Annotated in this window: 13 protein-coding genes; 3 read left to right on the forward strand and 10 right to left on the reverse strand. The window is 41.2% G+C overall.

The features are described 5' to 3' along the window. Positions 1-234: 234 nt before the first annotated feature. From parC to ACQKFO_RS04450, 7 genes are all read right to left on the reverse strand, one after another. Positions 235-2673 (reverse strand): DNA topoisomerase IV subunit A, encoded by a 2439-nt coding sequence (gene parC, locus ACQKFO_RS04420; protein WP_427597092.1) that lies wholly within the window; start codon positions 2671-2673, stop codon positions 235-237. A gap of 3 nt (positions 2674-2676) precedes the next feature. Next, entirely contained in the window at positions 2677-4647 is a 1971-nt protein-coding gene (gene parE, locus ACQKFO_RS04425; protein ID WP_427597093.1) for a DNA topoisomerase IV subunit B, read from the reverse strand. A 297-nt stretch (positions 4648-4944) separates the two neighbouring features. Continuing rightward, the gene (locus ACQKFO_RS04430; RefSeq protein WP_427597094.1) at positions 4945-5352 is read right to left on the reverse strand and encodes a CoA-binding protein; all 408 of its coding nucleotides are present in this window, start codon (positions 5350-5352) and stop codon (positions 4945-4947) included. Positions 5353-5541: 189 nt separating this feature from the next. Next, complete coding sequence (locus tag ACQKFO_RS04435; RefSeq protein ID WP_427597095.1) at positions 5542-6441, reverse strand: glycine betaine ABC transporter substrate-binding protein; 900 nt, start codon at positions 6439-6441, stop codon at positions 5542-5544. A 23-nt stretch (positions 6442-6464) separates the two neighbouring features. Continuing rightward, positions 6465-7121, reverse strand: coding sequence for an ABC transporter permease (locus ACQKFO_RS04440; protein WP_427597096.1), 657 nt, complete (start codon positions 7119-7121; stop codon positions 6465-6467). Next, complete coding sequence (locus tag ACQKFO_RS04445; protein WP_427597097.1) at positions 7118-8095, reverse strand: ABC transporter ATP-binding protein; 978 nt, start codon at positions 8093-8095, stop codon at positions 7118-7120. The genes ACQKFO_RS04440 and ACQKFO_RS04445 overlap by 4 nt, the downstream gene beginning before the upstream one ends. A gap of 175 nt (positions 8096-8270) precedes the next feature. Beyond that, on the reverse strand, positions 8271-9569 hold the full coding sequence (locus tag ACQKFO_RS04450) for a purine/pyrimidine permease (RefSeq protein WP_427597098.1): 1299 nt from the start codon (positions 9567-9569) through the stop codon (positions 8271-8273). Positions 9570-9764: 195 nt separating this feature from the next. On the opposite strand from ACQKFO_RS04450, the gene plsY reads away from it, so the two are divergent. Beyond that, the gene (gene plsY, locus ACQKFO_RS04455; protein WP_427597099.1) at positions 9765-10349 is read left to right on the forward strand and encodes a glycerol-3-phosphate 1-O-acyltransferase PlsY; all 585 of its coding nucleotides are present in this window, start codon (positions 9765-9767) and stop codon (positions 10347-10349) included. Positions 10350-10630: 281 nt separating this feature from the next. Further along, positions 10631-11797, forward strand: a complete 1167-nt coding sequence (locus ACQKFO_RS04460; protein WP_427597100.1) for a CapA family protein — start codon at positions 10631-10633, stop codon at positions 11795-11797. A gap of 106 nt (positions 11798-11903) precedes the next feature. Here the strand turns inward: ACQKFO_RS04460 and ACQKFO_RS04465 are convergent, their stop codons facing one another. Next, positions 11904-12164, reverse strand: a complete 261-nt coding sequence (locus ACQKFO_RS04465) for a hypothetical protein (RefSeq protein ID WP_427597101.1) — start codon at positions 12162-12164, stop codon at positions 11904-11906. Between the two features lie 129 nt (positions 12165-12293). On the opposite strand from ACQKFO_RS04465, the gene ACQKFO_RS04470 reads away from it, so the two are divergent. After that, entirely contained in the window at positions 12294-12584 is a 291-nt protein-coding gene (locus ACQKFO_RS04470; protein WP_148968968.1) for a HesB/YadR/YfhF family protein, read from the forward strand. 36 nt (positions 12585-12620) lie between these two features. Here the strand turns inward: ACQKFO_RS04470 and ACQKFO_RS04475 are convergent, their stop codons facing one another. After that, positions 12621-12929 carry a hypothetical protein gene (locus ACQKFO_RS04475; protein ID WP_427597102.1) on the reverse strand — a complete coding sequence of 103 codons (309 nt, stop codon included), beginning with the start codon at positions 12927-12929 and terminating at the stop codon, positions 12621-12623. Positions 12930-12988: 59 nt separating this feature from the next. Further along, positions 12989-13405 (reverse strand): acyl-CoA thioesterase, encoded by a 417-nt coding sequence (locus ACQKFO_RS04480; RefSeq protein WP_427597104.1) that lies wholly within the window; start codon positions 13403-13405, stop codon positions 12989-12991. Positions 13406-13466: the final 61 nt, after the last annotated feature.

Genomic DNA, 13466 nt, shown 5'->3' on the forward strand with positions numbered 1-13466 from the left:
GACATATAATGTATGATTCTATGCATGTTTACCCATTCAGACACTTTTATAATCTATCAAAAAACAGATGTCTATTCAACTGATAAATTCATATTGTTGAAATAATATTAATTGTTGTACAATTATTCATCGGTATTGTACAACAATTTTGAATGAATATACATTTAATATTCATTTGTTTGCATGCATTTATAAAAAAACGACCAGAAAAAGTTCTGGTCGTTTTAATGGATGTTATTCTTTTGGTTCGGGTAGCAGTGATTCTGCCCACGTTTCACAAACAGATCCGCTATCTCCTTCATCAATCACAAATGATCCATTTGAATAACGGTCATTTGGTCTAAGGTCTGAAAGGAGCACTTCTTCTGTTCTTCCCTTTTTCGTGATCAGACCTACCTTATCTGTATCTTTAACCACTTCTATTCTTACAACACGATGTGGATTTGATTTCAATTCCCGCAGCATGATGACTCCACGCTTGGCACGGGATGTCTTTTCGAATTCGGCTAACTTCATTTTCTTTACTGCCCCTCGCTGGGTTGCTAAGAAAATGTAATCTTTCAATGGGTCTTTAATGATCTTACCAGACACTACATAATCTTCATCTTTAAGGTTAATCCCTTTTACACCGGCTGCCCGTGGTCCGACGATGTTCACATCTTCCTCGGAAAACCAAAGACCATAACTTAAGTGTGTAGCGATGAATATATCATAGGAACCATCGGTTAAATGTACATCGACCAGCACATCGTCTCCTTTTAAATTGATTCCTACAAGAGGACGGGAGTAACGCTGTGCTTTATACTGGGGAAGCTCGGATCTTTTGATCATTCCATTCTTTGTTACAAATAATAAATAATGGGCTGGATCAAATTCTTTAATTGGGATCGCTTTTAGAACCTGTTCATCGCGATCAATCGGTACAATGTTCCCCACGTGCTGACCAAGATCTTTCCAGCGAATATCCGGGAGCTCATGCACAGGGCAATAGATGTAATTCCCTTTGTTTGTAAATACTAAAAGTACATCTGTCGTATTCATCTCGTACTGACCAAGGAGTCTGTCTGTTTCTTTCATGGCTAGATCTTGGCCGTTTGAAGCAGAATAGGAACGCAGACTTGTTCGTTTCATGTAACCATCACGGGTAACAGTAACCATGACATCCTCACTGGCGATCAGTACTTCAAGGTTGATTTTAATTTCTTCAATCTCATCCTCAATTTTGGTGCGGCGAGCATCAGAGAACTGCTTTTTGATCCCTTTTAATTCTTTTTTGATTACACTGTAAAGTTTGCTTTCACTTTCCAGGATAGCCGTTAATTCAGCAATCGTTTTCGCTAACTCTTCAGCTTCTGCTTGGAGTGCAGTAATGTCTGTATTCGTTAAGCGGTATAACTGTAGGCTGACGATCGCTTCTGACTGTGCTTCAGTAAATTGAAATTGCTGAATTAAGTTATCCTTCGCATCACGTTTATCTTTCGAAGCACGAATCGTTGCTATCACTTGATCTAAAATTGACAGAGCTTTCATTAAGCCTTCCACAATATGCTGGCGATCCTTCGCTTTGTTTAGATCATGTTTGGTACGATTTGTCACAACTTCTTTTTGATGGTGAATATAAGCATCCAATAGTTCACGAAGTCCCATCAGTTTAGGACGACGGTTATGTATAGCGACCATATTAAAGTTATAGGCGATTTGAAGATCACTGTTTTTATAGAGGTAGTTTAAGACGCCAGTAGCATCTGCATCTTTCTTTAACTCAATGACAATGCGCATTCCATCACGGTCTGTTTCATCACGAACTTCTGCAATTCCTTCCACTTTGCGATCTACACGAAATTCATCCATTTTCTTGACGAGGTTCGCTTTGTTCACTTCATAAGGAATTTCCGTTATGACGATCTGTTGTTTGCTTCCACGGATGTTTTCGATATCAGCTTTACCACGAACAACCACTTTTCCTTTTCCGGTTTCGTAGGCTTTTTTGATGCCGTCAACCCCTTGAATGATACCACCTGTTGGAAAATCAGGTCCTTTTATGACCGTCATAAGATCATCCACCGTGCTTTGTGGTTTTTCCATGCGCATGATTGTCGCATCAATGACTTCATCAAGATGATGAGGTGGAATATCGGTTGCATATCCTGCTGAGATACCAGTAGAGCCGTTGACTAAAAGGTTAGGAAAACGTGATGGCAAAACAGTCGGTTCACTGGATGTATCATCAAAATTTGGAACAAAGTCCACGGTTTTTTTATCGATATCACGCAAGAGCTCCATGGAGATAGCAGAAAGACGAGCTTCTGTATAACGCATGGCAGCAGGCGGATCTCCATCGATGCTTCCATTATTTCCGTGCATCTCGACTAAATATTTACGCACTTTCCACGTTTGACTCATACGCACCATGGCATCATACACAGATGTATCACCATGTGGATGGTAGTTACCAATAACATTACCAACGGTTTTTGCTGATTTCCGGAACCCTTTTTCCTGGGTGTTACCGTCCACATACATAGCGTAAAGGATACGCCTCTGTACAGGCTTTAACCCGTCGCGTGCATCAGGTAATGCACGCTCTTGGATGATGTATTTACTATAACGTCCAAATCGGTCGCCAAGTACCTCCTCTAGAGGTAAGTCTTGATATCTTTCTACAGTTGTCATGTATTACCCCTCCTCTGCGACCGTAATGTTTTCATTTTCAAGAATACTTCCATCTTCTTCTAACCCGAAGGCTACATTGCTTTCAATCCATTTACGGCGCGGCTCTACTTTATCTCCCATAAGGGTCGTCACGCGACGCTCAGCCCGGGCAGCATCATCAATGCGGACACGGATCAGTGCACGTGTTTCAGGATCCATCGTTGTCTCCCACAGCTGATCGGCGTTCATTTCTCCAAGACCTTTATAGCGCTGGATCATATAGCCTTTACCAACTTTAGAAATGGCTCCTTGAAGCTCTTCATCCGTCCATGCGTATTCAAGCTTTTGTTTCTTTCCCGCTCCTTTGCTTACTTTGTAGAGAGGAGGAAGTGCAATATAAACTTTCCCTGCTTCTAATAATGGTTTCATATAGCGATAGAAGAAGGTCAGCAGCAGAACCTGGATATGGGCTCCATCCGTATCGGCATCGGTCATGATGACAATTTTGTCATAATTGATGTCCCCGACGTTGAATTCCGGACCGACTCCGCCACCGATCGCATGTATGATCGTATTGATTTCTTCGTTTTTGAAGATATCCTGAAGCTTGGCTTTTTCCGTATTGATGACTTTCCCCCGAAGTGGAAGGATTGCTTGGAATTTGCGGTCCCGACCTTGTTTCGCTGATCCTCCAGCAGAATCACCCTCCACCAGGTAAAGCTCGTTACGCTGAGGATTTCTTGATTGAGCCGGAGTTAATTTTCCAGATAGAACAGTTTCAGATCGCTTTCGTTTCTTTCCGTTACGCGCATCTTCCCTTGCCTTACGTGCTGCTTCCCTTGCTTGGGCGGCTTTAATGGATTTTTTAATAAGAAGGGAACTTGTATCGGGATTTTCTTCTAAGAAATATAGAAGGTGCTCCGAAACAACTGCATCCACAGCAGAACGTGCTTCACTTGTACCAAGCTTTCCTTTCGTTTGCCCCTCAAATTGAAGGAGATGTTCTGGTATACGCACAGAAACGATACTGGCCAGACCTTCACGAATGTCGGTCCCTTCAAGATTTTTGTCCCGATCTTTTAAAATACCAACTTTTCGGGCGTACTCATTAAAGACACGGGTCATCGCTGTCTTTGCTCCGGCTTCGTGGGTACCTCCGTCTTTTGTCCGAACATTGTTCACGAATGACAGAATGTTTTCAGAGAACCCGTCATTAAATTGAAAGGCGAACTCCACTTCGATAGTATGATTTTCCCCTTCAAAGAAAGCAACATTATGAAGCACATCTTTTTCTTCGTTTAAGTATTGAACAAAGGCCTGGATACCGCTCTCAAAGTGAAAGACTTCCTTCTGATCATGACGCTCATCAATGATTTCAATTTTTAATCCTTTAAGAAGGAATGCAGACTCCCTTAGACGCTCACATAGTGTTTCATAATTATAGGTGATATTACTGAAAATCTCCGGATCAGGTTTGAAATGTATACACGTTCCGGATTTTTTCGTTTTTCCGATTTTCTCAAGAGTGGTTTCCGGTTTTCCACCTTTTGTGAAACGTTGTTCATACTTCGTTCCATCTCTTTCAATCGTTACAACAAGCCATTCAGATAGGGCGTTTACGACTGAGGCACCTACACCGTGCAATCCGCCACTGGTCTTGTAACCGCCTTGTCCGAACTTACCTCCTGCATGCAGCACAGTCAAGATGACTTCAGGAGTGGGCTTGCCAAGCTTATGCATTCCAGTAGGCATCCCACGTCCTTTATCCTGGACTGAGATGCTATTATCTTTATGTATCGTAACAATAATCTCATTTCCGAAGCCAGCTAATGCTTCATCCACCGAATTATCGACAATTTCGTATACTAAATGATGCAATCCCCTTGAATCTGTAGAGCCTATATACATTCCAGGTCTCTTACGAACGGCTTCTAAGCCTTCTAATACTTGAATGGCATCATCATTGTAATCCATGGTCTTATTCTGGTTGGCCACGAACATTCCCCTTTCAAAACTTCTCTAACCGTAAATAGTGCTTGTACGGTAGTATTGGTTATGTATATGTTAACTATAACACAAGAACGTTTGTTCGTTTACCTGTTTTGATCATTTCTGAGGTAAACCACTATTGCTTATTGTAGCGTTTTATTTGATTTTCGCAAATTTAATTTCCTAGAATGACTCTGAAATCGGACTGTTTTCTTTTGTATGGACCGGTTTTTTTAGTGGATGAAAGACAAAAGTCCATCCGAAAAAAAACAAGCGGTAAGAGCCGCTTGTTACAAGTGAGAATTATTTGGTTAAAGCATGTTCAACCTTAATACAGCGATCCATAATAACTGTATACCCACGTTCTTTCAAAAAGCGATAAGCCTCTTCATTCATTACACCTTGTTGCGCCCAAAACACGTTAGAATCGATCTCATCAAATTCTTGCGCGATCTGTGGCAAAAATTCTGAGCGGCGAAAAACATTGACAATGTCAATCGATCCTTCAATCTCCTTCAGAGAAGATACCGCTTTAACGCCCAATGCAGATTCAATGGTGGGATTTACAGGAATAACCTCATAACCTTGATCCTGCATCGCTTTTGAGACCATATAAGATGTTCGTGCAGGATTGTCACTTAATCCGATCACCGCAATGCGTTTTGATTGTTTAAGGATGTTTCCAATTTCTTGTCGGGATGGGTTTTCCATAGATGATTACAACTCCTTCTTCGTTCCTTACCATTCATTTTAAACTGTTCCATAAGTCCTATTCTTCTTTTATACCATATTTCCCTTTAATTTTTCAAAATTTTATAAATACATCTAAACAGAATGAAGTGTCAGATAGACAAAGGACGTGTTGCTTTTCCTCTATCCTTTCTGACACTTCTTAATATTTTACTCTTCAATTAACCCCTTGGATAGGAGAAATTCACGTGCAACATCTTTAGGATCTTGTTTATCCATATCCACCTTGGCATTCATTTCACTCATCTCTTCCTCAGAAATTTGTCCTGCTAATTCATTCAGGACTTCTTCTACTTCCGGATGCTCCTCCAGAACTTCTTGACGGATGATGGGAGCGGCATCATATGGTGGGAAGAATCCTTTGTCATCCGTAGTCGTGTTCAGATTGTAACGTTGTATTCTTCCATCGGTTGTAAAGGCCGGAATAATATCTACATCTCCGTTCTTCACTGCTTCATACATAATGTTCGGGTCAAAGCTTTCTTTCGCTTTAAAATCGTAACCGTATGCTTCTGCAAATGCATCGTACCCATCACCTTCACGCTCATAGAATTGATGCGGCGCTCCAAAGCTTAAATCTTTCGATAAGGGAACTAGGTCAGAGAACGTTTTGGCATCAAAGTCCTGATCTTGAGTATAAGCAAGGGTATACGTGTTCTCGAATCCAAGTGGCTTTAACCATGTCACATTGAACTTCTCTTCGTATCCTTTACGGACTTGAGATAGAATTTCTTCAGCTGAAGCCCCTTCCTTCGCTTGCTCTTTTAACACAGCTTCGAGTCCTGTTCCTGTGTACTCGATATATACGTCGATGTCGCCTTTTTCAAGGGCAGGTGTCAAGATCGATACTTCTCCCAGTCCTTCTTCCACTTTAACATCCAGGTCTGTTTTCTCTTTGAGAAGTTCAGCCATCATTTGCGTTAAAATAAATTGCTCAGTCCACATCTTTCCTGAAACCGTAATGGTGTCCTTACCCCCTCCATTTCCACAACCTGCGATCATGAAGGATAGGACAATTAATAAAATAAATGGTTTGAATTTCTTTTTCATTCTTACTCTCCTTTGAATGTGCTTTATTTCCGTGCTTTTAATCCTTTAGGTGTTGTCATTCTTTCAAGAAGCTTTAATAAAAAGTCGAAAGAAAGTGCAAGTAAGGCAGCAGGAATGGCCCCTGCAAGAACTAAAGAATTATTCCAAGTGGATAGTCCCCTGTATATGAGGTCACCCAGTCCACCCGCGCCTACAAAGGTTGCAAGCGTTGCGACTCCCACCGTTAAGACAGTTGCGGTTCTGATACCCGCCATAATGAACGGCAGGGCGAGAGGAAGTTCCACTTTAAACAGAAGCTGTGAGTTGGTCATCCCCATCCCTCTTCCTGCTTCTATTACTCCTTCATCAACCCCGATGATCCCCGTATACGTGTTCCGGAGAATCGGTAAAAGCGCATATACGGTCAGGGCAATTATCGCTGTGATACTGCCTGTCCCTAATAGCGGGATGAGAAAACCGAATAGTGCCAGACTTGGGATGGTTTGGAATACAGCTGTAATCCCGATGTAAAATTCAGCTGTTTGCTTTTTTCGTGATATGTATATGCCCAGTGGCAATGAGATGGCAATCGCAATGAAAATGGATACGAATGATAAGTACAGATGCTCAAATAACCCGTTTAAGATGGCATCCGAGCGATTTGAAATGGTGTTGATAAACAATAGTGAGAATGAGTTCATACCGAACGTGCCTCCTTTTTCCCTTCTGAGGCTACTGCACGAAGAATCCCGCTCGCCGTGACGCTTCCTATCTTTTTGCCGTCTTTCGTCACCATGAGGTAGGGTTTTCCAGTCTCAAGTAGTACTCTTGCCGCTTCTTGGACCGATTCGTCATAAGGTATGAAAGTATATTCTCCTTCTTCGTAAAGCAAGTAAGTTGTGTTATCTTCCATCATGTCGATTACTCGAGTCTGAGTTTGTCGGGCGTTAAGTCGGTCCTCACCGATAAATGCCCTGACGAATTCGTTTACAGGCTGGGACAGTAGTTCCGTTGGTGTAGAAATCTGTTCAATTTTCCCATCACGCATCACCGCAATCTCATCAGCGATCTTTAACGCTTCATCAATATCATGGGTGACAAACACAATCGTTTTATGTATCGTATTTTGAATGCTCTTCAATTCATCCTGAAGCTGCTCCCGGCTGATCGGGTCAAGGGCGCTGAATGGTTCATCCATGAGAATGATAGGCGGTTCAGCTGCCAGGGCACGAATGACGCCTACCCGCTGCTGCTGCCCTCCGCTGAGCTCCAGTGGATATCGTTTCCGATACACCTTAGGATCTAGTCCGACAAGATGCAGAAGCTCATCTACACGGCCTTCGTATTGTTCCTTCTTCCAACCTTTTAAACGTGGAATCAGGCTGATGTTCTCTTCAATTGTCATGTGTGGAAGCAATCCTATACGCTGTATGACATAGCCGATGTTACGCCTGAGCTCCACTTCATCGGTTTGTGAAGTATCTTTACCATTAATCAGAATCGTTCCACCCGAAGGTGAAATGAGTTTATTGATCATTTTCATCGTGGTCGTTTTACCACATCCGCTTGGTCCGATCAAGGCAACAAGTTTTCCTTCTGGAATCGTCAGGTTGATACCCTTTATGGCTTCTGTACCATCTTCGTAGACTTTCGTGACATTCTTAAATTCAATCATTTTTCCACCTGCTTTATAAACTGAGAAATTTTTCTAAACATAGTAGGGATACCCTCATTATACAAAAGGTAAACATGTTATCCAAGGAATTGCCTTTATGGCTTAGTTTATGAATAATGTGGATTCCTCATACAAGATACCTCTTGGCTGTACAGGACACTAAAAAGCCAGCAAACTATTGTTTACCGGCTTCAGGGTTTTGTTTGTTCTTTAACAGAATATATTGTTCTACCATGATCCCTGTGATGGTCCCGAGTATCAATCCATTGTTCAATATGGAGGCAACCACTACAGGCATATCTTTAAATGCGGTAGGGGGCACAAACATGGCTCCTACCCCTACAATAAGAGAGATGCCGGCGACAAAATGGATTCTTTCCACGTTCTCTTCTTTTCTGTACTCTCCGAGAGCAAGGCCGACCATTTTGATGAAGATGACCGTAGTAACGGCATAGCCAACCGGAGCTGGAAGACTTGCGAATAAGTTCATCACTTTTGGGATCAGACTGATGATCATAATAATCGCACTTCCAAGGATAAAGGGAATAATCGAGTACATCCCTGTAGCGGCAACAAACCCAGCAGACCCGGAAATGGGTACAGATCCTATGGCAGAGAATACTCCACCGAACAGCTGATTCAATCCCGAAGCAAAACCGCTCTTCGTAAACCTTTCATACGTGGGCTGACCCTTTGCCTTCATAACCTCTTCCATCACTCGAATGGAAGCAATCATATTGGTCGTTAACAAGAATGTAATGAAAATGGATGTCACAATGACACCCGTATCGAATACAGGAGCTCCAAAGACGAACATATCCGGTAATGAAAACCAGCTGTCAGAAACAGTCACGCTTTCACCCAGTCCCATGAGAATGAAGACTAGCCAGCCCGAGATGAGGGCAAGAATAATGGAGTACTGTTGGATCCACTTTCGTTTATGACCTGAAAAGTATAATGCCAACAGGATGGTTATGAAACTTCCTAATAAGACAAATGGCTGAAGAGATTGTCCTTCATGCTGTATCCCGAACATCCCTTTGATAAAAGATCCGCTTAATTGGAGAATCAAGAGCATTAAGTAAATAAATGTAATCGCTGGTGTAAATAAATTTGATAATTTCTTTAGTAGTCCTGTTGCAGACAGAATAAAGAAAATCACACCGCTAACAATCATCCCCCCCTGTAAAACGGTCAGAACTTCTTCGTGACTGCTGTAGAGGGTTCCTGAAAAACCTGCATAGATGGCGAAAACCCCCCACCACAATCCGGCGGGTCCTTCATTTATGGGAAGTTTATGACCAACCATTGCTTGGATAAGACTGGCGGCTCCTAATACAAAGATGGTCCGCTGAATGAACCCTGCTGTGTCTGCTGGAGACAATTGAAACAGGTCAGCTATGGCAATGGGAGCGGCGATCGAGCCTGCTACCATAAAGGCAACCCATTGAAACGCCGATAAAAATAATTGCATATGTGTACACCTTCATTTCAACTATGTAAAGTGTGTCTATTTTAACATATTTCTCTCCTTGTGAATCAGATTTAAGAGGAATAAAAGATATTATCTACTTTTATGAACAGGTACTAATTTTTTCGCTTATTTTCTCCCCATCCTATGGAAAACATGTTAAAATAAGAACGATTAGTTATTTCAAAAGGAGCAGTGATGATGATTTTTGCCCTTATACTTTTATTAGCTTATTTATTAGGCTCCATCCCTTCAGGATTACTGATTGGGAAGACGTTCTACGGAAAAGACATCCGTGAGCATGGAAGTGGAAACCTTGGCGGAACCAATACGTTCAGAACCTTGGGTGTGAAAGCCGGGATGATTGTCACAATCATGGATATCTTAAAAGGAACGGTAGCCACTCTCTTACCATTGCTATTTGAAAGTGATGTACATATGTTATTGGCTGGGGTATTTGCTGTGATTGGTCATATGTATCCCGTGTTTGCAAACTTTAGAGGAGGAAAAGCGGTAGCAACCTCAGCGGGTGTTCTTCTTGGCTATAATTACATCTTATTTTTAATTCTCCTGGCAGTCTTTTTTGTTTGCTTGTATGCAACAAAGTATGTATCACTCTCTTCAATGATAGCAGCAGTGCTCGCCTTTACGTACTCGATTTTCACAGGAGATATTCCACTCATTATTGTCGTAGGAATCCTGACCATTTTCGTTGTTTACAGACATCGTGCGAATATTGTCCGAATCAAAAATAAAACGGAACCTAAAATCAAATGGCTGTAGTAAAAAAGCAACCTAAGCGACAGGCTCTCCCTTATTCTATTGGAGAGTTTCTGGCTGTAGAGGTGGCTTTTTTTATGACTATAGATAAATCAAATAGGTATACCCATGCATTCGTTTGAGAAAGATGATGGATATAAAAAGTGAAATAGGATGTCGATTGAACAAAATAATTCAAAATTCACAAAAATACGAGAATATTCCTCAATATTTTCATAAATATGTCCCGCTTTGCCCTTTTATTTTGTAAAATAGAGGTAGTGTATATATAAAGGATGATGAATATGAATAAAAAGCGAATAATGACAGGGGTAATCCTTTGTGTTCCTTTACTTTTAGTGATCGGGTTTCTTGTAAATAAGCAATACGCAGACTGGAACACCTCTGCTGCAGGAGAACAGAATAAGAACCTCTCTTCTTTGCTTCATACGACGAAAGAAGTTCAAGCTTCAGGGAAATCGATAAAGTCAAATGCAACACTTGCCGCCATCGGGGATATCCTTCTCCATGATACTGTATATAATGATGCAAAAGATGAAAACGGGTATAACTTCACCCCTATGTTTGCACCTATCAAGGACATGCTGGCTGCCCCTGACTTTCTGATTGCCAATCAAGAATCAACCCCCGCTGGTGTGGAACTTGGCGTTTCCAGTTACCCGCTTTTCAATAGTCCGAAAGAGATTGTGAAATCGTTACAGGATGTGGGGGTGGATGCTGTCACGACTGCCAATAATCATTCACTGGATCAAGGTGAAAAAGGTCTTCTGAGTGCAATCGACTATTATGAGAAGATATCCATGCCATATGTGGGTGCATTTAAAAGTAAGGAAGACAAGGAGCGAATTCGTACCTTCAATGTAAATGGTATCAAGTTTGCCCTGCTTTCATACACATATGGAACAAATGGAATCCCAGTGCCAAAGGGGAAAGACTATTTAGTCAATCTAATCGATGAGAAAAACATGATACAAGAAGTCAAAAAAGCTAAAAGTATGAACGTTGATTTAGTCGTATTGAGTCTGCACTGGGGAAATGAGTATCAACGCTTCCCTACTGAGGAACAGGAAAGACTGGCAAATGTGTTAACGGAAAATGGTGTTGATATCATTTTTGGCCATCATCCACACGTTCTGCAGCCAATCCAAACATACAAAACGAGCGATGGCCGGGATGCAGTAGTCATCTATTCATTAGGGAATTTTCTTTCAGGACAAAAAGATGATTTCAAAGATATTGGAGGAATGGTTACGGTTCAAGTAGAAAAAACGATGAAACCGGGAGGGTCCAAAATTACATATCCTTCCATTGAATTTCAGCCAACCTTTGTTTCAGAAAATCATTACAATAACTATCGAATCTACCCTCTTGAATTTGCTAAGAAGAATGGGCTGATTGGTTATTCAGAAGAAGAAATGGTCTCACATATGGTGAATGGCCTGCCTGAATAATAAAAGGCAATCTGAAGGTGACATTTCTAAAGCTATTTGCCCATATGTTAGCACCTTTATTTTCTAGGTAAAAAAAAACGAGCCCCCTCTACGGAAGCTCGTTTTTTTAATGTCCACCGAATAGCAGTGAATTAAAGAATATACCTCCAAGGGCTAATACAGCCAATAAGGCATTGGCGATCAAAAAAGTTTTGCGGCTGCCCTTAAAGAATAGAGTGACCATCCCATAATAAATGAGGGCAGCAATGATAATGAAGGTGCCGGCTTCCATCTGATATTTCGCATCGTGTAATTGCAGGAACGTCAATACACTTAATCCGGCAAATATAAATGCACCTATGTAGTATAATAATGTTTGTGTATTCATTCATCTCATCCTTTATGCGTATTAGTAGATGTTCCTTCTTTTCTATGTATATAATATGAAATGAAACCTTCTTTGTAAAGAAACGTGAAACACTCTGGAGGAATACCTGTAGAGAAAGGAGTCTCATCAATGAAGATACATATTTCAAAAGAAGCTCTAACATGGTTTAAGAACGAAATGCTTGTAGAGGAAGGCGATCAAGTTCGTTTTTATGTGCGCTATGGAGGTTCCAGTCCTCTGCATGATAGTTTTTCATTAGGAGTGAACAAAGACGAACCGGTTGATCTTGGTGAACGAATTGAAATCGAGAACAGGGAATTTTTTATTGAAGAGAGAGATTTATGGTTTTTTGATGGTCATGATTTATACGTTGAATTTGACGATAAGCTTCAAGAGCCTTCATATGAGTACAAGAAGTAAGGTTGCATGGAAAGAGGCTGGCATTCGCCAGCCTTTTTATTTTCGGTTAATAAAGCGTGAGATATGGTCGTGGAGCCCCTCTTTAAGAAGAATGTCATATTGAATATCTCCCAGTAGATCGAAATGGGGAAAACCGTCTTCCCTCTCATGAATCCATTCTTTTTTCAACCCGTACTTATCTCCCCACTGAGTCAATGCATCGAGATCACAACAGCCCACTTTCGTGACAGATCGTGCATGGGGGAAGCGGTCATCAAGCCAATAATGAGTGAGAAATGCAATCTCTCCCCGTTTTACACACTGCTTCCATGCAAGTAATTCATCTTTGGTTAAGCCGAATGCCATGGAGATCTTCCTTTCCTCATGCTTATAGCTTTCAAGACAATATTTCAATTATATTGAAATTACTTCTTGACCCTCTCGTATGCTTCATGCCAATGAGGAAACATTTTCCGAATAGAAATCGGACGGAAGTTTTCTTGCTTAACGCAAACATGCTTAGATTGTCCCGTGATGGCCAGCTGGTTTTGACCATTATAGATTTCGTAAGCATATGTAATGCGGAGCCCATCATATTCTTCGACCCATGTTTTAATAAACGCTTTTTCACCGTAACGAACCGGTGATTTATAGCTGACATTAAGATCAATAACTGGAGAAAGAATCCCATCTTTTTCAATATCAGCGTATTTAAAGCCGAGATCTTCAATAAGCTGCGTTCTCCCTAATTCCATCCACACAAGATAATTCGCATGATACACAACACCCATTTGATCGGTTTCTGCGTATCGTACCTCTATGGTTTTTTCAGCAATATGCATCCTTACACCCTCTTCATCTAATCAGTATCCTTACTCATTTTAACATAGATTGGAGAAGGCA

The sequence above is a fragment of the Rossellomorea sp. NPDC071047 genome (assembly GCF_050270195.1).
In the GTDB taxonomy this organism is placed as follows: domain Bacteria; phylum Bacillota; class Bacilli; order Bacillales; family Bacillaceae_B; genus Rossellomorea.